This is a genomic window from Roseburia sp. 1XD42-69, from assembly GCF_003612565.1.
Taxonomy (GTDB): domain Bacteria; phylum Bacillota; class Clostridia; order Lachnospirales; family Lachnospiraceae; genus Roseburia_B.
The window spans coordinates 44442-64854 of the sequence record NZ_RAZG01000007.1; the positions used below are offsets into that span (position 1 = coordinate 44442).

Consider the following 20413-nt stretch of genomic DNA (forward strand, 5'->3'; position numbering starts at 1 on the left):
AATGAGAGAAGCAATCAAGCACAACAACGTAGTGATTTTTGATGATAGGGGGATTCCCTCTATTATGGTCCGGTTTGAGAATCCGAGGGCAGCAGTTACCCCGGAAATGTTCATTATCGGAGGGAAAGAGGTAGACGCTATCTATATTTCCAAGTACCCCAATAAGGTAATCAAGGGCAGGGCGTACAGTCTGCCAATGGTAGACCCGACAACGGAAATTACCTTTGATGAAGCCTTGGCAGCTTGCCGGACAAAGGGCGAGGGGTGGCACTTAATGACCGCTACCGAGTGGGAATATGTGTTAAATGAGAGCCGGAAGAAAGGCACGTTGCCCCACGGTAATACGGATTGGGGAAATGATTATTACCACAAGGAAGAGCAGGGGGAGCGTGAGGGTTGCGGATACGGCAGGACGCTTACAGGGAGCGGCCCGGATACATGGAATCACGACCACACCGTATACGGCGTATCAGACCTTAACGGCTTGGTATGGGAATGGTTGGCAGGGGTGCGTATCGTAAACGGCGTATTGGAGTACATACCGAACAATGACGCAGCCTTGGCAGGGTGCGACCTTTCAAGGGATAGCAAGAAGTGGCAGGGGATTACCACGGACCAGGGCGGAAAAACCGCCGTGAGGGTCAATGTCGAGGGCGGGGAAATCACGATTACCGACAAGGCAGCAGGCGAGGACTACACCCCGGACTATGACGGCGTATCTTGGGAGGATTTAAAGGTTGACTTGCAGGAGATACCGCAGGCGTTATGCTACTTGGGAATCCTGCCCGAAAACGGCGTAAAAGAGGAAAAGGATACCTATGTATGGTTTGACGCTACCGAGGGGGAATATCTGCCTATCCGGGGGTCGAGTTTCTTCAGTACGTCCGGTTCGGGGCCGTCCGCCCTCGGCTTGAATGATCCCCGTTCCTACTCTAGCGGCGACGTGGGTTTCCGCTCCGCTTTTTATGAGGTAAACGGCAAACTGATTACTGAATAACTGTTTAGGGGTGCGGTAGCACCCCATGAGAAGAAAGGAGAGGTAAGCGTGGCGGATAAAATCAGATGTGCGGATTGCGAGCATTGCAAGGGGTTTAGGAAAGCGAGTAATACCAGGTCGAGTTTTTCTTGCGAACACCCCGACCAAAAATATATTTTGGATTATTTCAAAGACCATAGGATACAGAAAATGCCCGGTTTCCTTGGGTACGGTAAGCCGTTTTCAAGCGAAGTGCCTATAAAAACGTCCCCGGCGTGGTGTCCTAAGAAAAAGCAGGAGGGCGGAAAGTGAAAGTAATATCACAGGTAAGCGATTTTGGGTTGACCGAGGGCAGGGAGTACGAGGTATTGGAAGAAAGTGCAGGATTCTACAAAGTGCAGCTTGACAACGGCAATATCTCATATAGGAACGGCTATTTATTCAATAAAGGCAAGGGAGGGGCGGAAGATGAAGTATAGGGCGTTGGCGTACAACAAGGCGGAGGACAGATTTTATTATGTTTACGGTCTGCCCTCTTACGGATTCGATACGGAAGAAATCGGGGAAATGGGAACGCCGGACGGCGATTTTACGGAAATCAACCCCACAACCCTTGGCAGGGGGACCGGCTACACGGACATAACAGGCACGGAAATTTTCACGGGCGATATTACGGAGTTGGAAGTAGACGGAGAAAAACGGCGGTTTACGGTAATCGAAACTACGGTTGACCGGGAATATAACACACTGCCCGGATTTGACGGTAAGACCGTGAAAGTGAGGTTGCAGGGGGTAATAGCCTTTGAGTGGCAGCAGGACGGAAAAGACTATATCCTGCTACCGTGCGTGGATAAGAAAGGCGTGTGCGATACGGAGCGTATGCGGATTGTCGGGGATATTCACACAAGGGCGGAAAGGGGCGGTAATGGAAGCAAGGGCAAAGAGTAGCGGTACGCCCTACCCTATATGGGTGTACGGCGAATATCTGACAGAACCGCCAAAACGACCAAACGGGGCGTTACGCCCCGTGGGTCACTACATAGACAAGGGCGGTTATCCGGGTGCGAATGTGTACGCCGTGGATATTTCCACCCTCTGCAAAGGCACGGCAGCGGTTGACGGCAGGGGCAGCAGGATATACACGCAGGACATTCTTTTACACGAAGCAGAGGACGAAATAGGGTACTTTGTCGTGGAGGACGAAGAAACGGCGGTTGATGTGGTTTGGGGCGAAATAGTGGCACTAGGACGCTTGCAGGCAGGGGATATAAGCATAGTCGGCAACACGGTAGATTACCCGGATTTTATAGAGGGTATGAGATACCACGTTGAAAACGGTCTGAATGTGCCTTATCTGCCCTCACTGGACGTAATGGCTACGCCGTTACCGTTTCTGAAAATGACTTGCTTAAAATGCGGATATGTTACGCTTGGTTGCTGTTATGTGGCACGGCATAAGGATTGTGGCGGATTCTTTACAATGGATTTTGCAACGAAGATTTACAGGAAAGGAGAAAAAGAAAAGGCGTTTGCATAGTGGCATACGCAAACGCCTTTCATTGCCTTATAGCAAATAATTAAACCTACTCAAATTATACTATAAGGCTTATGGAAAGTCAATAAGCAACCTCTGAAAACGTGTAAGAAATGGCACGTTTCGGACCTTGTATGGGGTATTAACATCAAGGGCAATACTATATTATATACTTATATAAGTACATATAGTTATATAAGTATATGGTTAGGTTGATGTACCCTTTATGAGGGGAGGGGTTGGGTAGTATAAGGAGAGTGCAGGAATGGCAAGAAAAAAATTCATAAGAGAGAAAAGGATTTATTGCGGGGAGGAATATTTAGAGGTTGATATAGTACCCGTTACCAATATGCCGGAAGCAGGCAAGGAAAAAAAAGGGAAGTCCTCACAGGCTCAAAAGAATCTGAATGACAAGCGGAGTAAAAGGCGTTTCGTGCAGATAGCCAATACCAACTTTGGGGCAGATGATTTACATATATCAGCAACCTATAACGAAGAGCATTTGCCTATAACCTTGGAGGAAGCGGAAAGGAACGTACACAACTATCTTGACAGGGTAAAAAGGAGAATGAAGAGGGTCACAGGGCAGGACTTAAAATATATGCTTGTCACGGAGTATACGCCGGAAGAGGAAGAGGGGCAGTTGACCCTAGAGGGCATGGAGGATAAGCAGACAAGGGCGGTTAGAATCCACCACCATATTATCTTGAATGGAGGGTTGAGCCGTGACGATTTGGAATTGATGTGGAGTGCGACCCGGATTAACTGGAAAAAGGCACAGAATGACACGGAATATAGGAAAACCGTAGATTATTTGGGATTCGTGAATTGTGACAGATTGCAGCCAAACGAGAACGGTATAGAGGGGTTAGTAAACTATATCAACAAGAGGAAAAAGGGGTGCAAAAAGTGGTCTACCTCTATGAATCTGAAAAAGCCAAAAGAGAAGAAGAACGACCATAAATACAGTTTCCGAAAGTTGCGGACATTGGCACAGACCCCGGAAGATAAAGAGATATGGCGTAAGCAATATAAAGGGTATGAGCCTACAAAGATAGATTTTCAGTATAACGAATATACCGGGTGGAGCGTCTACCTACGGTTACGGAAAATAAGGAAGTGACGGTATGCAGCAGGATATAAAGCAGTTGATAAGAGAAAAGATAAAAATGCAAGGGGTAAAAATGGAAATTAGACCAATAACCCTAAAGCAGGCAAGCGATTTTATCAACCAATATCACAGACATCATAAAGCTACAATAGGCTGCAAGTTTGCCGTTGGATTATATAAAGGAGATACGATTATAGGTTGTGCGGTATGTGGCAGACCTGTAAGCAGATATTTAGATAACGGCTTTACTTGTGAAATAAATAGACTATGCACAGACGGAACAAAAAACGCTTGTTCAATGCTATATGGTGCTTGTTGCAGGATAGCAAAGGAAATGGGGTATAGGAAAATTATCACTTATATTCTGCAAAGTGAGGACGGAGCGAGTTTGAAAGCAAGTAATTTTATTTGCGAGGGGGCAGCAGGGGGAACGCATTGGACAGGGGCAAGGGATAGAGGGCAGGAGATACCGCAGGAGTTAAAAACACGGTGGGTAAGGATATTGAGGAAGTGAGGAATAAAGATTGATTATTGGACTACATGACAGTGAAAAAGAGCATTTCAAACACAAAAAGACGTTCCCTAACTACGCCCTTATGAAAATATCCGCATACCACAAGGCAAAGGGGGATTCCGTGGAGTGGTGGGACCCTGCAAAAGATTACGATTTGGTCTATTCGTCAAAGATATTCGATTTTACGGAGGAAAACAAAGACCTACCGCCGGATACCATAAAAGGCGGTACAGGCTACGACATAGAGAAGAAACTACCGCAGGAAATAGATGATATGTACCCGGATTATTCCATATACCCCGATTGTGATTATGCGATAGGCTACATTACTAGGGGTTGCCCCAATAAATGCCCTTGGTGCTATGTTCCGAGGAAAGAGGGCAATATAAAGCCTTACAGGCGGTGGACGGAGTTAGTGCGGTACGATACGCCGGATTTAATTTTAATGGATAATAACATATTGGCAAGCGAATACGGAATATCGCAGCTAAAGGATATGGCAGGCAAGGGGTGGAGAATCGACCTCAATCAAGGAATGGACGCACGGTTGGTAACGGAGGAAATAGCGGACGTATTGGCAAGCCTGCAATGGATAAAGTATTTTCGTTTTTCTTGCGATACCGTAAGCCAAGTAAAGCACATTAACAGGGTGGCGGGATTATTGGCGGAAAGGGGAATCAAGCCGTATCGGCTCTTTGTCTATCTGCTTGTGAGGAAAGACCTAGACGAAGCAGATTATAGGGTGCAGCAGTTGAGGAAACATAAGGGCATACACCTATACGCCCAGGCGGAGCGTAACGAGGGTTTGGGTATCCGTCCGAACAAAGCACAGCTTGAATTTACCAACCGCTACATATATGGAAATCTGTATAGGAAAGAAACTTGGAAAGAGTACATAAATAAAAGACCTTGGGTAAAGCAGAGATTGGAGGTATCAAATGATTGTAACGATTGATTTTGAAACAACGGGATTCAGAGCAGGAAAGGACGAAGTTTTACAAGTGTCTATCATAGACGAAGAATTTAATACCCTGCTTAATGCGTATTGCAGACCGAACAATAAGGACAGTTGGGAGGACGCACAGAGGGTACACGGAATCACACCGCAGAAAGTAAAAGCCTGCTGCCCCTTTTCCTGCTATGTGCAGGCGGTAACGGAAATTCTGAATAAGGCGGATAACGTGATAGCCTACAATGCGGATTTTGAAAACGGATTCTTGAAAGCCTACGGTATCTATATAGACCCCGGAAAATGGATTGACCCTATGGTAATCTTTGCGAGAATCTACGGAGAATACGACAGCTACCACGATTCGTACAAATGGCAGAAACTTAGCAAATGTGCGGACTACTACGGATACGAGTTTAAAGCACATGATTCTTTAGAGGACGCAAAAGCAACCCTTTATTGCTATAAGAAAATGGAAGAGGGGAGGGAAAAGAAATGTTGACCCTGCCAACAATAGGTAAATGGTTTTATATGATTCTGTCCGGGGGAAAGGGGGAGGAATACAGGGAGATAAAGCCGTATTACACAAGTCGTTTCAAGAAAATATTTGATATGTTCCCTCATTCAAATATACCGTGTGGGACCGATAAAAGGGAAATCAAATTTAGGAATGGATACGGAAAAGATAAGCCGGAATTTGTAGCACGTTGCACCTTGGATATTAAAACAGGTCGGGAAGAGTGGGGAGCAGAGCCGGGGAAAGAGTATTACACACTGAAAATACATGAGATTACAGAAAGGAGCGGTTGTTGATATGCAGGCAGCAGGATTTGTAGCACATTCTCCTTATGAGGTAGGGGATAAGGTCAATATAACATTACATGGCGGTATAGGGATAGTCGGCGGACCGGTTACGGCAAGGTCCGCAGAGGTAACAATAACGGATATATTTGCGGTACATTCCGTTAAAAGGAATCAAGTAACCTTTATGTACGAGATTAACGATACAAAGGTACTGAAATTAGTTGATTGGGAGGTATTAAAGCGTGAGAAATAGCGGATTTGTGACCGATTCGGACACGGAAAGAGAATTGCGGAAATGGCAGCAGGCAAGGGATATGCCAATAGACGCAGAGAAAATAAGGCAGCAGTATAAAAACAAGCAGAACAACGCCCAAGGGCAGCATTTTGAGCGTGAAATACTTGCAGGGTGCAGGATGTACGAGCAGAAAGGCATAGCCACGATAGACAAAACGCCGGAGCCGTTCCGTGTGACAAGCAAGAACCATAGGACGGGGGAATTTACGGGGCGTTTCAGCACACACGCACAACCCGACTTTCAAGGGACCTTATACGGCGGTCGCTCTATCATGTTTGAAGCGAAGAGGACCGGGAAAGACAGGATAACCCGGAACGTCCTTACAGATACGCAAATGGATGTATTGGAGAAGCACAACCGATTAGGGGCGTTGTGCGGTGTCTGTATCTGTATACAAGATGATTTTTTCTTTATCCCTTGGAATGTGTGGCGTGATATGAAAGAAATGTACGGACGGCAGTATTTGAAAGCAGATGATATAGAGGAATACAAGGTAAGGTTTGACGGTGCGGTACATTTCTTGCAGAACATAGACACGGGAATATTTACGGAGGGGCAGGCATGAGCGATAAGGATATGATTATAGAGTTGTTGGGGATTGCGGAGGTTGCAGAGGACGGAACGGTAGATTTTACCGACCGTGCAAAAGAAATCATTATGGACTTGGCGGAGAAGTACAGAAAAACGCCCATATATGAGCAGGCGAAGAAAGAAACGCCGGATTGGGTCAACACCGCAACGGCAGCAGAGATTTACATACAAATGTGTGACCGTATCGTAGAAGCACCTACCGTAACGCACATGATTTTTTCTACAAAGATACTGATACCGATTCTTTGGAAAAAGATACAGGAGGAAGAGGGAAAGGTATATTTCCGCAAGACGGCAGCAGTCGGTAAAACGGAATCGCTCTTAAATCAAATGGGCGAGATATTGGAATCTTAAGAGGTAGCCTATGGCAGCAGTTGACAGGATATTGAGCGGTTGTATTCCCTGCTACGGCATGATGAAAAAGGCAATGCCTGGACCGGAAAAGAAGAGCAGAAAGAACTATGAAAACCGCAGGCTTACGGAGGTTGACCCCAAGACCAAAAAGCCAAGGCTGAAAGCAGGAGTAAGCACGGAAAGGGCGGTTGAAGTCCTCTATATGTTTGAGAATACGGACGTATTGCCCTATCAGATTGAGGAAATGAAAGTAACCATAGCAAACTTGCAGGCGAGGGTTAAGAAATTGGAGGATTGGCAGGAATGAAATATTATCACGCAGCACCAAGGGAAATAATGGTAAAGATTGCAGGTGAGGGGATAATCAAGAAATCGTGGGACGGAATGGTATACCTCTGCAAAGAAGCGGTTGATTCGTGCAAATTTCTTATAATGCGAGGAATGAAAGAAATGAGCGTTATAGAAATTGAGTTGGACGAAAACGAGGTTGCAGAATCTTACGACCATTCGGAAGCATTTTTTAAATGCAAGGCTTATATGCACAATGGAGATATAAAACTGACAGGAAAAGAAAGAATATGGGATTATTCTTTTAATGTGTAAGGGGGGAGAGTATGGAAGCAGGATTAACGCTTGGCAGCCTATTTGACGGTATCGGCGGTTTCTGCTACGCAGCACAGCTAACGGGCAGGATAACGCCGATATGGGCCGCAGAGATTGAGCCGAGTTGTATTGACATAACACGCTACCGATTCCCGGAAGTTATGCACGTTGGGAGCGTGACGGAGTTAAAAGGCGACGAAATACAACCCGTGGATATAATCACTTTCGGGAGTCCGTGCCAAGATTTAAGCATAGCAGGGCAGAGAAAGGGGTTAAAGGGCAACCGTTCCGGGTTGTTCATGGAAGCAATCAGAATCATAGAGGAAATGAGGTTAGCAACAAATGGTAAATATCCAACTTTCATTATTTGGGAGAACGTACCCGGTGCTTTTTCATCAGCAGACGGAGCAGATTTTAGAGCCGTGCTTGAAAAAGTCACAAAAACCAGTATTCCAATGCCTGCAAGTGGCAGGTGGGCAACCGCAGGAATGGTTAGAGGGGGAGAGGTTGACGCAGCTTGGAGAGTGCTTGACGCTCAATTTTGGGGAGTACCCCAACGTAGAAAGAGAATCTACCTTGTCGGAGATTTTGGAGGACAACGTGCCGGAGAAATACTCTTTAAGTCCGAAAGCCTGCTTGGGTATCATACGAAGAGCAAAGGCGAAAGGGCGGAAGTTGCCGGAGAATCTACGGATAGCCTTAGAGCAGAAAATAGCGGAATAGGGGGGGAGATAATCGGGTTGGACTTTGCACACGCTGACAGCGTAGTAAGGACTTTCGAGGATAAGACCCCTACGTTATTACAGAATATGGGGAGTGCAGGCGGTCAAATACCTTGCGTAATGCACGAAAGGCGGACGGTGGCAGGCTTTACATATAACCAAGGCGGAGAGGGCAAGGGGTTAGGATTCGAGGAAGAAAAAGCACCTACCATTATGACAGGTGGCAGAGGGGCGGTATTCATGGAAAAGAAAAGTGTTATCCCCTTGCGTGATGAAGTGACCCGGAATAAGGCAAGCAACGGATTAGGCGTTGGGGAAGTCGGGGGACCATGCCCGACACTTACCACGGCGGACGTACACAGCGTTTTCTACGAAGCCTATCAGCACCACGGATATAGGGAAAGCAGCACAAGCGGTACGCTTACGGCAGACCAAAACAGCACCATAAGGGGCGATACGCCTTTAGTCTGCAAAGAGGTTAAATACTATGAGGGGCAGCAGTTCGGAAACTATAAGGAATCGGACGTTGCAGGAACGGTATTAGCAGGGCAGGCAAAAATAGTAAATAACGGTACGGGGATAATCGTTGAAAAGAATAGAAAAGCCTTTGAATTGAATCAGCATGGCGGATACAGGGAAACGGACGCAAGCGGAACATTGAGGGCAGCAGGGGGGGATTACGGCGGAGGGTCGGAAACAATCATAACCGAGAGCCACAGGACAAAGGAGAATACCCCTAGCAAGCCAAGAAGCATAAAGGACATTCTGAAAAAGGCGGTGCAACGTGTTATCTATGTTATACGCCGATTGACCCCGGTAGAGTGTGAGAGGTTGCAGGGATACCCGGATAACTGGACGAAATACGGCGCAGACGGCACGGAAATAGCCGATACGGCACGTTATAGGGCAATAGGTAATAGTATATGTGTCTTTTGTGCGGAAAGGGTGTATTTGGGGATTTTAGACGCATTGACGGAGGTATCAGAAAGTGAAAGAGAAAAGGAAAACATTTTATAAGACCGTGTTTCGGTATTGGACCAGGGAGAAGTTAAAGCCGTTTTTAATCAAGTTGTTTATTGTATCGTTGGTTGTTGCGGTTGGATTCTTTGCCTTTGCATGGTTAATGGCTTATTTGTTGGCGTGTGGGGAAGCAGCAGGATTAGGGCAGGGGTTGAGGGTATGAAAAAATGTAGTATTTGCGGTAAGCCTGCCTTGGAGGTCGTGGAAGTCTGCCCGGAATGTTTGCAGAGGGCAGCAGTTGACCCACGACAGATAAAGCGGTTAAAGCAGATTAGCAGCATTTTAAGCATTACGGCAGGGACCGACACGAACATAAAGGAGTGCATGGAAAGCATATTGGAGATTGCGGAGGGTTTGGAAAGGAGCGGTAGCATTGGCAAAGAAGAGCAGGAGGAAAAAGGGGCAGCAGTTCCCGAAAAGCAATAAGGTTACATACAACAAATACAAGCCGAACAGGCAGGCAAGGCGGTTAGGGATAAAGGCGGAAGAACCGCCAAAGCAGGAAGAGCCTAAGAGTGTATCCAAGGCGGAGGTATTGAGGGATAGGGTGCAGCAGGCAAAGGAAGCGGAAAGGCGGATAGTACCGCAGGGCATGACATACGGGGAATATCTGCAATATCTGAACGGAAAACGGCAGGAGTTGGAGGGGAAAAGGGCAAAATCCGAATAATACTTATATAAGTATACAGATTGTACAAAGAACGGCTATACTTATACAAGTATATTTGTGGATGTTTCCGGGTTGTATTTATACTTATATAAGTATATAATAGAATCATCAAAGGAAAGCAAACGGAGGTAGCCGGATATGAAGAAAGAATACACATTCGAGGAATTGGGATATTTTGCAGAAAGGGAATGTAAGGCAATCAAGGACAGCTTGCAGGGGTACAGTTACATGAATTTTGATATTTCTTGGAGTAATTGGGCGGGTAATTGCACTCTGATAGTTGCCACCGATTACGAAGCAGAGGAAAAGGAAATAAAGGATTTCTTCTTACATTGTGCTTTAGGCATGATATTTCAGATTAAAAGGACGGTTGAATAGCCGAAATAGCGGTTTATCCGCTATCAAGACAGGTCGGCAACCTGTTTTCTGACGAGGGCAAGCCAATAGCCGTAGCAGGGATAGAGTGAAAAAATAGCAGCGGGCACACCAAGCTAGAGAGTGTGTAGACGGTCAACAGGTTTTTCGTAATTTTTTAATGTGAAAAATTGCAACGCCTATCACAAATGCCGGAAAGGCGGTTGGATTCCATGATAAGGGGACCACCGAAACGAAAAGGCGGTTGCACATTTTATAGAGTGCAAGCCTTGGGGATTGTATAAAGTGTGCAAGCACACCTAAAGGAGGATAAGACATTGGTAAAAGGGAATACGGTAAAAATGCGTGTGGAGGATATGCCGTTTTACCACCGAAGAGGGGCGGAAAACGGGAATACCTACGTTTCTTTCGGGAAAGCGAAAAGGGGAGGTAACGAGCCGTATTGTTACACACAGGAAAAACAGTGTGCGGGGCATATATGCCGTGTGCTGACCCCGGAAAAGGTAATAGATAAGGCGGTTGTTATCCGTGAGGACGGCACGGTATGGGATATATGGTTAAGCAACTTTGAATCTTGGGAACTGATAGAGATTGAGAGGGAGGGAGGAAATGGCAGCGGGAAAAGTGGAAATGACGCAGGAGGATAAAGCGTATTTCAAAAATGGGGTAAAGACCCTATGCGGTATGGAATTGATTTTTGCAACCAAGGTTATCAATGAACCGGACATAAAAAAGATATTCACGCAAGGCGACCTTGATTTTATGAATAAGGAGTTAGGCAGGCGGGCAGGGGCGATATTTGCAGGGATACTAAGAGGGTTTAAGAAAAAGGACTTTGCGGAAGTGCAGAAAATATTAACAGGAGGTAAGGAAGAATGAAAACTATTGCAGTTATCAACATGAAAGGCGGATGTGCCAAGACTACGACAACGGTAAATATGGCTCATATCTTAGCCAAGGACTACGGTAAAAAGGTATTGGTTATTGACAACGACAAGCAGGGCAATCTTTCCAAGGCTTGCGGTGTATGGAGTTATGAGAAGCCGAGCCTTGCGGATATTCTGACCGGGCAGCAGGGCATAGAATCCGTGACGCAGGAAACGAACATGGAGCGGTTAAAGGCGATTCCTGCAAATATGCACCTTTTGACCGCTAACCTCATGGTAATTAAGGACGAGGAACGGCAGCAGGCAACCATATTAGCCGGGGAATTGGAAAAGGTAAAGGGCGAGTACGATTATTGCATTATTGACTGTCCGCCGGATATAAATATTTCCGTTATCAATGCCCTTGTGGCAGCGGACGAGGTTATTATACCGATTAAGATTGACGGCTACGCCTTTGACGGCATGGACGAACTGGAAGAGCAGATAAACAACGCCAAACAGCTTAACCCGAAACTGAAATTGAGGGGTTGCCTTGTGACAATGTTCTATAACCGTGAGGTATGCAGGCAGGGGGAGGAATGGTTGCAGAATCAGCGTTACCCGGTATTTAAAACGCATATCCGCAGGACGGAAAAGGCGGACGAGGTTACTTTTACAAATGAAAGCCTTATGGAGTATTCCCCACGTTCCGGGGCCGCAAGGGATTACAAGGCGTTTGTGCGTGAGTATTTGGAGGTTTAGCATGGGAGGGTACAAGAATACAGAGGGATACCCCGACCCGACCGCAGGAATGGCGATACATGAGGTACAGAAAGAGGAAAGGCGGAAAGAGCATAACGAAGCCGTGAGTATGCTTATCACAATGCTAAAGCAGATAATCAGCCTTGCCGGGTTTGAGTTGGTCGGGCGTATCGTCTTAAAGGATAAGGAAACAGGAAAGGAGTACAGGTAATGCTTATAAATTTAGAGGATTTGAAGAAACCCGAAGAGCAGAGGGCGGAACTTAAAAAGAGTATCTACCGTGCAAAGGGGCAGATAGAGAAGCAGACGGAAAACCTCAAAGAGTTATTCGGGTTGATAAAGAAACGCCCGGACCTGCCAATAGTGGCAATGGTAGATAGTGAGATTGTGGCAGATGATGGTTGTTGCTACTGGATGGGAAGTTGGGGAAGCTGCCTTATTGATAAATATATTGTGCATGAGGATTACGGCGTTATCTTCTACGAAGAGGGAAAACCCGATACGGTCGATATTTTTGAAAAGTATTTTGACTATGCGGAATGTGGCATAGATGAAGAATTGCCGGACGAGGAAGCCTTACCACTAATGAGGGCAAAAGTTGATTCCTTGGATTGGAAAGAAGCGATTATAGTATATATCCAAGTGCCGGACGCTGAAATTTGTTAAGGAGGGAGAGTATGGAGCGTAGACCTATTATCATGGTTGACACAAGCAATATGCCTACATTTTGCAGGAATCATTGTTGTAATGGAGATTGCAGCAGGCATATTTCTAAGGGCATGGCATATATGGGACCCTGCAAGTTTTCTTTGCTGAAAGATACCGAGGATTGCGAGGGGTACATATCAAGACGGAAAAAGACAATGCAGGAGATAAAACAGATTGAAAAGGAAATGGAGGAAGCAGGAATTGAAAGATAATAATTACACGGAGGAAGCAAAACAGGAATCCGTTACATTAGCAGGATTTAACCCGATAGAGATTGTACCAACGGTAAAGATTCCGTTAGATGAATATAGGGCGTTTATCGAATTTAAGGTAAAGGGGCCGACCGTGGAAATTCCATTGGAAGTGTACGACAGGTTGAAAGATGATAATGTGCGTATGAATACGGAGATATGGGAATTGAGGGACCATATTAGAAATCTGAAAAACGAATTAGAAAGGAAGAGGGACCGGCAGGAGGAAATAGACAGACATACGGACATTGTTACAAAAATGGTAGCTGATGAAATCACGGAAAAGGTAATGGAAGATTTATTACAGTTATCAGAAGAGCAGAAAAAAGAACTTAGGACAAAATGGCGTAGCGTGACCGATTCGGACACAGAAAAAAAGAAAGTGAGGTAATGGAGAATGGCAGGATTTGACCTTAACAGTTTGCTGAATGGAAAGAGCAAAGGGGCAGCAGGACAGAAGCAGGAAGCAGCGGTAGCAGGAACGGGGCCGGCAGAGGGGCAGGAAAGCAGTTTTGAGGTTGTAATGCTTGATGTAGAGGACTTAATGCCGAGCAAGGATAATTTCTACACAACCGAGGGAATAAACGAGTTGGCGGACGCTATCGAGTTGTCGGGCGGTATCGAGCAGAATTTAGTTGTAAAGCCGGAAGCACACGGAAAGTATGAGGTTATCGCAGGACACCGCCGGAGATTGGCAGCGTTGAAACTGATAGGGGAGGGCAAGGAAGAGTATAGAAAAGTGCCGTGCCGTATCAAGCATGAATCCGACACCATAAAAGATAAGTTGAGCCTTATTCTTACCAACGCCACCGCAAGGGAATTGACCGATTGGGAAAAGGTGCAGCAGGCAAAGCAGTTAAAGGAACTTCTTACCGAGTATAAAAAGGCGTTGACGGAGGAAAACAAGGATAAGCCGAAAGAAGAGCGGGTAAGAATGGGGCGTATCCGTGAAATCGTGGCACAAATGCTTAACACGTCTACTACGCAGATTGGCAGAATGGAAGCCATAGAAAACAACTTATCCCCGGAATTTAAGCAGGAGTTGGAAAAAGGCAATATCGGCATTTCTACCGCCCATGAACTTAGCAGGCTTGACGGGGAGGGGCAGGCAAAAGCCTATCAGCAGTACGAAGAAAAAGGGGAAATGCACATTAAGGACGTGAAGCAGGAGCAGAAAGCGGAAATCACGGACGAACAGGCGGAGCGTGTGCAAATGGCTATCACGGACGCTATAAAGGGAGAAGCCAACCGGGATATTTTCAAGGCAAAGGATAATTTGGAGGGAATAGAAAAAATGCTTAGAAAGCATTTTGAAAGGACTTTCAAAGGCTCAAAAATCAACTTGGAGGACGGCAGGCATTTTGTTTACAGGTTTGCGGCAGAGGGAATAACGATTATCAATGAGGAATGGCAGAATTATTTGATTGAGTACGCCGACCTTGCGGGGATTGTAGCGTTGATGATTGAAAACGGCGATTTGGTTTATGACGATTCCCCGGAAGAAGTGCAGGGGGAAGCGGAGGACGCAGAGGGAGAAACCGGGGAAGCATTTAACGGCATGAATGAGCCAACGGCAGCAGTTGAACCGCAGGGGGAAGAAAAGCCTTTGCCGGGGCAGCAGGATATGAGCGATTACCCGGATTATGTGCCGGAGGTACAGGAAAAGGGATTGAGTTTTACGGAATGGATTGCTAAAAAATACGGCATGGGTCAATATACGCTTATCGGAAAGGAGGTTAGGGCGGTCATAGCGTCCGTATTGGAAGCAAACAAAGGGAATATGCCTTGTCCGGCAGAATGGGAAAATAAAGTAACCAACGCCTTATCTGTTTGGGTATCGGGCAAGACAAAAGAGTATCAGCAGTATTTACAGAGTTAGGCGGTGCAGTATGGGCCGTATCGAGTATAGGGAGGGAATCATATATTACGGTGGCAGCAGGGCAGGAACGGAGTTAGAAACGGTTATACTTGTCCTGTCTGCCACGGGCAGGAAAACAGTAAGTGAAACGTGCGATTTACTGAATCAGTTAATGCAATCCTTTGATGATACTATGGCAAGCCTAAAGGATGTTATGGAGGGAATAGGCGGATTGTTGGAGGTATCACAAGATATTTGCGAATCCTGCAAGGGCAGGAGGACACGGCACGGCAGCAGGATTAAGGCAGGAAAGCCAAGAAAAGCGGTAGCAAGTATCAAATGGCATGAGAAATACAGACCGCCATAAAAGAAAGGATATGCAATTATGAAAAATTTGGAAGTGGAAGCAATCTTAAAGTTTTACAGATATGTTGACCTTGATATAAAGGTGGCGAGTGAGTGGCTAGAGCAGTACGAAGCCGGGTATAATCCGCTTGGGGCCGTTGTCTATGACGGTATGCCCCACGGTAACACTCTATCCGATTCCACGGCTCTACTTGCCGTAAAATTGGCGGAAGCTGACACAAGGGAGAGTATCGACACTCTGAAAAAGAGGATTAAGGAGTTGAAAAAACTTAGGACGGAGATTTTCAAGGAAATTTCAGCACTTACGCCGATACATAAAACCATTATCAGCGGATTCTACATAAAAGGTCAAAAATGGGAACGCATAGCGGAACAAATTAGTTACAGTGTAAGGCAGAGTAAAAATATAAGGTGCGTTGCCTTGGAAGCCTTGGGCGGAAAATTTGCAAGAAATAGGAATATTTCACGAAGCAAAATTATAGGCGAAATCATCAAGTAAAGATTGCCCGCCATTGCCCGATTTTTTGTGATATAATGCAAAAGTAAAATACCGCAGGGGCAGCAGGGATAAAGTTAAAATCCCGCTGCCCTTTGACGTTGCATTTTTGAAATTCTGAAAAAATGTGATGATTCCGAGGGAATGGAACGGCGGAAAATGGAGAAACAAACGAAAGGAGGTTTTGCCGTGGCACGAAAAAAGGACGAAAACCGGGAAAAGGCAAAGCAGCTTTTTTTAGATTCCGAGGGGTTAATGAGCAACCCGGAAATAGCGGAAGCCTTGGGCGTGGATTCTGCCAAGGTCCGCAAATGGAAGTGTATAGACAAGTGGAAAGAAGCACTTGAAAACAAGCCGAAGAAAAAGGGCGGACAGAAAGGCAACCAAAACGCCAAGGGCCACGGGGCCCCACCGAGGAATAAAAACGCAGAAACCCACGGGGCATATTCCACGGTCTATTTTGAAGAATTGACGGAGGAAGAAAAGACCCTTATAGAATCCGTTACCCTTGATACGGAGGATAATATGTTAAGGGAATTGCAGACCCTTATAGCCAAGGAAAACGACCTAAAGAAGCGTATAAACAGCCTTAACAATGACGATACAGGGCAGCTATACACGGATAAGGTCGTGGAAATGCGTACCCCGAAAAAGGCAGATAATGAGGACGGCGACCCATACGAGGAGTATGCAGGGGGCGAGGGAGAGGGAAAGAAGCCTGCACTTGATGTGGCTATGGAAACCACCATAAAATCGTCTGCCTTTGAAAGGGCAATGAAATTAGAAGCAGAAATAAACAAGATACACGGACGCATTATAAAGCTATTGGATTCCATTAAGTCCTATGAGTTGGAGCAACGCCGTATCTCACTGGAAGAGAAGCGGTACGCACTGATGAAGCAGAAACTAAAGGGAGAGTATGAGGTAGACCCGGACACGGGGGAGATAGACGACACATACACCGAGGACGAAGAAGGATTAAGCGATATAGAATAATCAGCAGGAAAGAAGCAACGCCGGGGCAGCAGGCGGAGGGCAAAAGGTACTGTGACGGGGCGGAAAGCCTTGCGGGTGCTGTGACCCCAAGACTTGCCTAGATTCCGGGCGGAAAAATCGACTTCCAAAATTCCGGAAATTTTTTTAAGGGGGTAGGATTTTGAAACTCTATGATAAAAATGCGGTGGCAAAATTCCTAGATATGACCCCTAAGAATGTGCAGAGGTTGACGGAAAAGGGAATCTTGCAGACCAAGCAGGGCGGTTTGTATTCATTGACGGAAGCGACCCACGCTTACATAAAGTATTTGAGGGACCGCAACCCGGAGAATGAAGAAAATATAGACCTTAACGAAGAGCGGGCGAAGCTGACAAAGGCAAAAAGGCTTAATGAGGAATTGGACTTGTCGGTAAAAAAAGGGGAGTTGCACAAGGCGGAGGACATAGAAAAAATAATGTCCGCCACTCTGATAAATTTTAAAAGCCGTTTAAGTGCGATTCCGGCAGAGGAAGCCGAGAAGTTGGCGACCATGACAGACAAGGCGAAAATCTTTGTATACCTCAACGGCAGGATAAAGGAAGCGTTAGCCGAGTTGTCAAATTTTGAGGAAGTTTTTAAGGAGGAAATAAAAGAAGATGAAGAGGGAAACGATTGACCTTTTCAATCGGATATTTAAGGTATTAGAGCCACCGCCCGACCTTACATTATCCCAATGGGCGGACAAATACCGCCGTCTTTCCTCTGAATCCGGCAGCAAGGGCGGGCGTTGGGATACATCAAAAGCACCGTGGCAGCGGGAAATCATGGACGCTATAACCGATATATCCATTGAAAAGGTCGTGGTAATGAGTGCTGCACAAATGGGGAAAACAGACGCTTTTCTGCTTAATACCATAGGTTATTATATGCACTATGACCCCTGCACAATGCTATGTATGCAGCCGACATTATCGCTTGCGGAAACCATGAGCAAAGATAGGCTTATGCCAATGGTAAGGGATACCCCGGCTTTAAGGGATAAGATAAACGAGAAGAGCAGGACGAGCGGAAACACGATATTTAAAAAGGCATTTCCCGGCGGACGTATCACAATGACCGGGGCAAATTCCCCGACAGAACTTAGAAGCCGTCCTATCCGTGTTCTGCTTGCGGACGAAATAGACGCATACCCGCCGACAGCAGGGGCGGAGGGGGACCCTCTGATACTTGCAGGGAAGCGTTTAACGACATATTGGAATCGTAAGGAGGTAGACACAAGCACCCCTACCATAAAAGGCGTATCCCGTATTGAAATGGAGTATGAACATTCCACAATGGAGGAATGGAATGTACCTTGTCCGAGTTGCGGGGAGTTGCAGCCGTTGGAATGGGGAAACCTTACATACACGGTTGACGCAGACGGGGAGGTACAAAGCATTACATACGCTTGTGCAAAGTGCGGTTGCATCCATTCCGAAATTGAATGGAAAGACCATTTTAACGAGGGGAAATATGTAGCCAAGTACCCTAACCGAAAAGTGAGGGGTTTTCATTTCAATTCTTTAGCGTCTACGTTCTTTGGTTGGGAAAAGATTGTAAAAGGATTTATCGAAGCGGACCAGGCACTAAAAAAGGGCAATGTGGAGCTGATGAAATCTTGGGTCAATACCGAGTTGGGGCAGACTTGGGAGGAAGAGGGCGAAAGTGCCAACAAAGAGGATTTGTTAAAACGGCGTGAGAAATACCGTTGCGAAGTGCCGGAAGAGGTCATAGCGATAACGGCAGGGATTGACACGCAGGACGATAGATTTGAAATTGAGGTTGTCGGTTGGGGCGTAGGGCATGAATCTTACGGAATCGTCTACAAGAGGATATATGGGGATTTGAAGCAAGCCGAGATATGGAAAAATCTTGATGAATTTCTTTTGCAGAAATTCAAGAAAGCGGACGGTACGGAATTGCGTATAATATGTGCCTGCATGGATTCCGGCGGACATTTCACAAATAAGGTTTACCGATTCTGCAAGGCACGGACAGCAAGAAAGATATTTGCCATAAAGGGAAAGGACGGCACAGACCGCCCGTATATCCCGAAGCCGTCAAAGAATAACCGAGAGCAGGCGTATTTGTTCACATTGGGGGTAGATACCGGGAAATCTTTGCTATTGCAGAGGTTGCAGATTGAGGAAGAGGGACCGGGATACTGCCACTTCCCGAAAGACGAAAACGGATATATCCGGGGGTATGACGAGGATTATTTTAAGGGGTTGACGGCGGAGAAACAGGTATTACGGTATAAGAAAGGCAGACCGTACTTTGTTTGGGAACTGACAGGGGAAACGAAACGTAATGAGCCTTTGGATTGCCGTAATTATGCACAGGCAGCAATAGAAATAACAGGCTTGACCCTCAAAGAGCCGTCAAAAAAGGCAACAGGAAACAGCACACAGACACCGCCGAAGAGGGGCAGACGGCGGGGGAATAGAAGCGGAGGTATCACATAATGGCAGCAATCACATTAGAAGTAGCAAAGAAGCACTTGGAAACGTGGCTAGAAGCCGAAACAGAGGTTGCAATCAACCAAGCCTATACAATAGGGGGTAAATCCTTTACAAGGGCGGATTTGGGCGAAATACGCAGGCAGATAGAGCATTGGAGCAACAAGGTATCTGCATTGGAGAACGTAGCCAAGAATAAGGGGAGGAACAGGGTATATAGGATTGTGCCGAGGGATTTATAAAATTTTTAAATCCTAAAGACATCATAGGGCGGACGTGGTATAATGGAGAAAAAATTTTAGGAGGTAATAAGGACATGAAAAAGTTTTCTGTTTTGGCGGTCGCCACCGCCGTAATGCTGACACTGAACGCTTGTTCGGGGGGGGGGGGTAAACACTTCTGACTTATCCGAAAATCTGAAAGCGGAATACGAGTTTTACGAGGATTCCATAGGAACCATAAAAAGCACTATGGGATTGTCACAGGAGGAAGCGGATAGCGTCTTTACTATCCTTGTTACGGAATGTGGCGTAGATGAAAAGACACAGTATGTTTTCAAGGGAAAAGGCGATAACGTCTATACAGTATGGGCCGGTTTATTGCAGTTGGAAGTGACCTTAAAGGACAATGCCGTAGATACGGTAATGCAGGGTACAGAGCAGATTTACCCGGCGGTACATAAAAACCCTCTGACGCAGGCAAAGGTAAAGACGGCGGAGGTAATGAACGGAAGCGGAACGGAAAAGATAGGGGAAAGAGCCTATATTGAAATCGGCAAGGAGGACCTGCAGAACGTCACGCAGGAAGATTTTAAGGAATTTGCGGATACCGTAGTAAAAGACAGCGGTTATAATTGGTTTACGATTGTCTGTAATGACGGCACGGGGATTTGTTTTGTAGGCTCAATGGAAAACGTAGCGGAGTATGGGAAAATAGATAATGAGGGCAGGACAGAAGAGGTAATAGGGGATATAACGCCCGATAATTCGGGGGTTTACACCTACGAGGAAAGAAAATAAAAGATTGCCCGCCATTGCCCGATTTTTTATGATATTATATAAAATAGCAAAAGCACCAAAGGAAACGCACAGACGTTTCTAAGGTGCTTTTTTCAT

34 protein-coding genes are annotated in these 20413 nt (G+C 46.0%); all 34 read left to right on the top strand.

Translation table 11 applies throughout. From position 1 onward, the window contains the following. Position 1: 1 nt before the first annotated feature. The 34 genes from D7Y06_RS05135 (at position 2) to D7Y06_RS05300 (ending at position 20317) form a co-directional block, all read left to right on the top strand. Positions 2-997, top strand: coding sequence for an SUMF1/EgtB/PvdO family nonheme iron enzyme (locus tag D7Y06_RS05135; protein ID WP_120406760.1), 996 nt, complete (start codon positions 2-4; stop codon positions 995-997). A 287-nt stretch (positions 998-1284) separates the two neighbouring features. Further along, complete coding sequence (locus tag D7Y06_RS25845) at positions 1285-1455, top strand: hypothetical protein (protein ID WP_158591254.1); 171 nt, start codon at positions 1285-1287, stop codon at positions 1453-1455. Further along, complete coding sequence (locus D7Y06_RS05145; RefSeq protein WP_120406762.1) at positions 1445-1924, top strand: hypothetical protein; 480 nt, start codon at positions 1445-1447, stop codon at positions 1922-1924. The genes D7Y06_RS25845 and D7Y06_RS05145 overlap by 11 nt, the downstream gene beginning before the upstream one ends. Continuing rightward, positions 1902-2513, top strand: a complete 612-nt coding sequence (locus tag D7Y06_RS05150; protein WP_120406763.1) for a hypothetical protein — start codon at positions 1902-1904, stop codon at positions 2511-2513. Before D7Y06_RS05145 ends, D7Y06_RS05150 begins: the two co-directional genes overlap by 23 nt. A 262-nt stretch (positions 2514-2775) precedes the next feature. Next, positions 2776-3633 (top strand): hypothetical protein, encoded by an 858-nt coding sequence (locus D7Y06_RS05155; RefSeq protein WP_120406764.1) that lies wholly within the window; start codon positions 2776-2778, stop codon positions 3631-3633. Positions 3634-3637: 4 nt separating this feature from the next. Next, positions 3638-4135, top strand: coding sequence for an XF1762 family protein (locus tag D7Y06_RS05160; protein ID WP_243119096.1), 498 nt, complete (start codon positions 3638-3640; stop codon positions 4133-4135). A 10-nt stretch (positions 4136-4145) separates the two neighbouring features. Next, the gene (locus D7Y06_RS05165) at positions 4146-5090 is read left to right on the top strand and encodes a radical SAM protein (RefSeq protein ID WP_120406765.1); all 945 of its coding nucleotides are present in this window, start codon (positions 4146-4148) and stop codon (positions 5088-5090) included. Beyond that, the gene (locus D7Y06_RS05170; RefSeq protein WP_120406766.1) at positions 5074-5586 is read left to right on the top strand and encodes a 3'-5' exonuclease; all 513 of its coding nucleotides are present in this window, start codon (positions 5074-5076) and stop codon (positions 5584-5586) included. The genes D7Y06_RS05165 and D7Y06_RS05170 overlap by 17 nt, the downstream gene beginning before the upstream one ends. Beyond that, complete coding sequence (locus tag D7Y06_RS05175; protein ID WP_120406767.1) at positions 5580-5897, top strand: ASCH domain-containing protein; 318 nt, start codon at positions 5580-5582, stop codon at positions 5895-5897. The genes D7Y06_RS05170 and D7Y06_RS05175 overlap by 7 nt, the downstream gene beginning before the upstream one ends. Position 5898: 1 nt before the next feature. Beyond that, positions 5899-6141: a hypothetical protein gene (locus tag D7Y06_RS05180; RefSeq protein ID WP_120406768.1), complete on the top strand. Its 243-nt coding sequence runs from the start codon at positions 5899-5901 to the stop codon at positions 6139-6141. Further along, complete coding sequence (locus D7Y06_RS05185) at positions 6131-6748, top strand: Holliday junction resolvase RecU (RefSeq protein ID WP_243119104.1); 618 nt, start codon at positions 6131-6133, stop codon at positions 6746-6748. The genes D7Y06_RS05180 and D7Y06_RS05185 overlap by 11 nt, the downstream gene beginning before the upstream one ends. Next, positions 6745-7128, top strand: a complete 384-nt coding sequence (locus D7Y06_RS05190; protein ID WP_120406769.1) for a hypothetical protein — start codon at positions 6745-6747, stop codon at positions 7126-7128. Before D7Y06_RS05185 ends, D7Y06_RS05190 begins: the two co-directional genes overlap by 4 nt. A gap of 10 nt (positions 7129-7138) precedes the next feature. Continuing rightward, a complete protein-coding gene (locus tag D7Y06_RS05195; RefSeq protein WP_120406770.1) occupies positions 7139-7435 on the top strand; it encodes a hypothetical protein in 297 nt (98 codons plus the stop codon). After that, complete coding sequence (locus tag D7Y06_RS05200; RefSeq protein WP_147415588.1) at positions 7423-7731, top strand: hypothetical protein; 309 nt, start codon at positions 7423-7425, stop codon at positions 7729-7731. The genes D7Y06_RS05195 and D7Y06_RS05200 overlap by 13 nt, the downstream gene beginning before the upstream one ends. Positions 7732-7742: 11 nt before the next feature. Next, positions 7743-9470, top strand: a complete 1728-nt coding sequence (dcm, locus tag D7Y06_RS05205; RefSeq protein ID WP_120406772.1) for a DNA cytosine methyltransferase — start codon at positions 7743-7745, stop codon at positions 9468-9470. Then, a complete protein-coding gene (locus D7Y06_RS05210) occupies positions 9442-9636 on the top strand; it encodes a hypothetical protein (RefSeq protein ID WP_120406773.1) in 195 nt (64 codons plus the stop codon). The genes dcm and D7Y06_RS05210 overlap by 29 nt, the downstream gene beginning before the upstream one ends. Next, positions 9633-9899 carry a hypothetical protein gene (locus tag D7Y06_RS05215; protein WP_120406774.1) on the top strand — a complete coding sequence of 89 codons (267 nt, stop codon included), beginning with the start codon at positions 9633-9635 and terminating at the stop codon, positions 9897-9899. Before D7Y06_RS05210 ends, D7Y06_RS05215 begins: the two co-directional genes overlap by 4 nt. Further along, positions 9847-10143: a hypothetical protein gene (locus tag D7Y06_RS05220; RefSeq protein ID WP_120406775.1), complete on the top strand. Its 297-nt coding sequence runs from the start codon at positions 9847-9849 to the stop codon at positions 10141-10143. The genes D7Y06_RS05215 and D7Y06_RS05220 overlap by 53 nt, the downstream gene beginning before the upstream one ends. Positions 10144-10281: 138 nt before the next feature. Continuing rightward, a complete protein-coding gene (locus D7Y06_RS05225) occupies positions 10282-10521 on the top strand; it encodes a hypothetical protein (RefSeq protein WP_120406776.1) in 240 nt (79 codons plus the stop codon). A gap of 314 nt (positions 10522-10835) precedes the next feature. Further along, positions 10836-11165, top strand: a complete 330-nt coding sequence (locus tag D7Y06_RS05230; RefSeq protein ID WP_120406777.1) for a hypothetical protein — start codon at positions 10836-10838, stop codon at positions 11163-11165. Beyond that, positions 11128-11397, top strand: a complete 270-nt coding sequence (locus D7Y06_RS05235) for a hypothetical protein (protein WP_120406778.1) — start codon at positions 11128-11130, stop codon at positions 11395-11397. Before D7Y06_RS05230 ends, D7Y06_RS05235 begins: the two co-directional genes overlap by 38 nt. After that, a complete protein-coding gene (locus D7Y06_RS05240) occupies positions 11394-12146 on the top strand; it encodes a ParA family protein (RefSeq protein ID WP_120406779.1) in 753 nt (250 codons plus the stop codon). The genes D7Y06_RS05235 and D7Y06_RS05240 overlap by 4 nt, the downstream gene beginning before the upstream one ends. 1 nt (position 12147) lies before the next feature. After that, positions 12148-12357, top strand: coding sequence for a hypothetical protein (locus D7Y06_RS05245; protein WP_120406780.1), 210 nt, complete (start codon positions 12148-12150; stop codon positions 12355-12357). Beyond that, positions 12357-12812 carry a hypothetical protein gene (locus D7Y06_RS05250; protein ID WP_120406781.1) on the top strand — a complete coding sequence of 152 codons (456 nt, stop codon included), beginning with the start codon at positions 12357-12359 and terminating at the stop codon, positions 12810-12812. The genes D7Y06_RS05245 and D7Y06_RS05250 overlap by 1 nt, the downstream gene beginning before the upstream one ends. Positions 12813-12823: 11 nt before the next feature. Then, positions 12824-13066: a hypothetical protein gene (locus tag D7Y06_RS05255; RefSeq protein ID WP_120406782.1), complete on the top strand. Its 243-nt coding sequence runs from the start codon at positions 12824-12826 to the stop codon at positions 13064-13066. Next, positions 13056-13496: a hypothetical protein gene (locus D7Y06_RS05260; RefSeq protein WP_120406783.1), complete on the top strand. Its 441-nt coding sequence runs from the start codon at positions 13056-13058 to the stop codon at positions 13494-13496. The genes D7Y06_RS05255 and D7Y06_RS05260 overlap by 11 nt, the downstream gene beginning before the upstream one ends. Positions 13497-13502: 6 nt before the next feature. Further along, on the top strand, positions 13503-14984 hold the full coding sequence (locus D7Y06_RS05265) for a ParB/RepB/Spo0J family partition protein (protein WP_120406784.1): 1482 nt from the start codon (positions 13503-13505) through the stop codon (positions 14982-14984). A 10-nt stretch (positions 14985-14994) separates the two neighbouring features. Further along, the gene (locus tag D7Y06_RS05270) at positions 14995-15330 is read left to right on the top strand and encodes a hypothetical protein (RefSeq protein ID WP_120406785.1); all 336 of its coding nucleotides are present in this window, start codon (positions 14995-14997) and stop codon (positions 15328-15330) included. 18 nt (positions 15331-15348) lie between these two features. After that, positions 15349-15828, top strand: a complete 480-nt coding sequence (locus tag D7Y06_RS05275; RefSeq protein WP_120406786.1) for a hypothetical protein — start codon at positions 15349-15351, stop codon at positions 15826-15828. A gap of 186 nt (positions 15829-16014) precedes the next feature. Continuing rightward, positions 16015-16821, top strand: coding sequence for a phage terminase small subunit (gene terS / locus D7Y06_RS05280; protein ID WP_243119105.1), 807 nt, complete (start codon positions 16015-16017; stop codon positions 16819-16821). Positions 16822-16981: 160 nt separating this feature from the next. Continuing rightward, positions 16982-17476, top strand: a complete 495-nt coding sequence (locus D7Y06_RS05285) for a hypothetical protein (RefSeq protein WP_120406788.1) — start codon at positions 16982-16984, stop codon at positions 17474-17476. Beyond that, complete coding sequence (locus D7Y06_RS05290; protein ID WP_120406789.1) at positions 17457-19304, top strand: phage terminase large subunit family protein; 1848 nt, start codon at positions 17457-17459, stop codon at positions 19302-19304. Before D7Y06_RS05285 ends, D7Y06_RS05290 begins: the two co-directional genes overlap by 20 nt. Further along, positions 19304-19540, top strand: coding sequence for a DUF6148 family protein (locus D7Y06_RS05295; protein WP_120406790.1), 237 nt, complete (start codon positions 19304-19306; stop codon positions 19538-19540). Before D7Y06_RS05290 ends, D7Y06_RS05295 begins: the two co-directional genes overlap by 1 nt. A 228-nt stretch (positions 19541-19768) precedes the next feature. Continuing rightward, positions 19769-20317: a hypothetical protein gene (locus D7Y06_RS05300; RefSeq protein WP_120406791.1), complete on the top strand. Its 549-nt coding sequence runs from the start codon at positions 19769-19771 to the stop codon at positions 20315-20317. The last annotated feature ends 96 nt before the right edge of the window (positions 20318-20413 follow it).

Bases quoted from the DNA above. Each gene is read 5' to 3' on its own strand.
- D7Y06_RS05195 (WP_120406770.1), top strand. From the start codon at position 7,139: ATGGCAGCAGTTGACAGGATATTGAGCGGTTGTATTCCCTGCTACGGC.
- D7Y06_RS05225 (WP_120406776.1), top strand. From the start codon at position 10,282: ATGAAGAAAGAATACACATTCGAGGAATTGGGATATTTTGCAGAAAGG.
- D7Y06_RS05265 (WP_120406784.1), top strand. From the start codon at position 13,503: ATGGCAGGATTTGACCTTAACAGTTTGCTGAATGGAAAGAGCAAAGGG.
- D7Y06_RS05300 (WP_120406791.1), top strand. From the start codon at position 19,769: ATGGGATTGTCACAGGAGGAAGCGGATAGCGTCTTTACTATCCTTGTT.
- D7Y06_RS05235 (WP_120406778.1), top strand. From the start codon at position 11,128: ATGGCAGCGGGAAAAGTGGAAATGACGCAGGAGGATAAAGCGTATTTC.
- D7Y06_RS05190 (WP_120406769.1), top strand. From the start codon at position 6,745: ATGAGCGATAAGGATATGATTATAGAGTTGTTGGGGATTGCGGAGGTT.
- D7Y06_RS05240 (WP_120406779.1), top strand. From the start codon at position 11,394: ATGAAAACTATTGCAGTTATCAACATGAAAGGCGGATGTGCCAAGACT.
- D7Y06_RS05135 (WP_120406760.1), top strand. From the start codon at position 2: ATGAGAGAAGCAATCAAGCACAACAACGTAGTGATTTTTGATGATAGG.
- D7Y06_RS05170 (WP_120406766.1), top strand. From the start codon at position 5,074: ATGATTGTAACGATTGATTTTGAAACAACGGGATTCAGAGCAGGAAAG.
- D7Y06_RS05250 (WP_120406781.1), top strand. From the start codon at position 12,357: ATGCTTATAAATTTAGAGGATTTGAAGAAACCCGAAGAGCAGAGGGCG.
- D7Y06_RS05145 (WP_120406762.1), top strand. From the start codon at position 1,445: ATGAAGTATAGGGCGTTGGCGTACAACAAGGCGGAGGACAGATTTTAT.
- D7Y06_RS05245 (WP_120406780.1), top strand. From the start codon at position 12,148: ATGGGAGGGTACAAGAATACAGAGGGATACCCCGACCCGACCGCAGGA.
- D7Y06_RS05290 (WP_120406789.1), top strand. From the start codon at position 17,457: ATGAAGAGGGAAACGATTGACCTTTTCAATCGGATATTTAAGGTATTA.
- D7Y06_RS05160 (WP_243119096.1), top strand. From the start codon at position 3,638: ATGCAGCAGGATATAAAGCAGTTGATAAGAGAAAAGATAAAAATGCAA.
- D7Y06_RS05155 (WP_120406764.1), top strand. From the start codon at position 2,776: ATGGCAAGAAAAAAATTCATAAGAGAGAAAAGGATTTATTGCGGGGAG.
- D7Y06_RS05175 (WP_120406767.1), top strand. From the start codon at position 5,580: ATGTTGACCCTGCCAACAATAGGTAAATGGTTTTATATGATTCTGTCC.
- D7Y06_RS05180 (WP_120406768.1), top strand. From the start codon at position 5,899: ATGCAGGCAGCAGGATTTGTAGCACATTCTCCTTATGAGGTAGGGGAT.
- D7Y06_RS05150 (WP_120406763.1), top strand. From the start codon at position 1,902: ATGGAAGCAAGGGCAAAGAGTAGCGGTACGCCCTACCCTATATGGGTG.
- D7Y06_RS05295 (WP_120406790.1), top strand. From the start codon at position 19,304: ATGGCAGCAATCACATTAGAAGTAGCAAAGAAGCACTTGGAAACGTGG.
- dcm (WP_120406772.1), top strand. From the start codon at position 7,743: ATGGAAGCAGGATTAACGCTTGGCAGCCTATTTGACGGTATCGGCGGT.
- D7Y06_RS05215 (WP_120406774.1), top strand. From the start codon at position 9,633: ATGAAAAAATGTAGTATTTGCGGTAAGCCTGCCTTGGAGGTCGTGGAA.
- D7Y06_RS05270 (WP_120406785.1), top strand. From the start codon at position 14,995: ATGGGCCGTATCGAGTATAGGGAGGGAATCATATATTACGGTGGCAGC.
- D7Y06_RS05275 (WP_120406786.1), top strand. From the start codon at position 15,349: ATGAAAAATTTGGAAGTGGAAGCAATCTTAAAGTTTTACAGATATGTT.
- D7Y06_RS05255 (WP_120406782.1), top strand. From the start codon at position 12,824: ATGGAGCGTAGACCTATTATCATGGTTGACACAAGCAATATGCCTACA.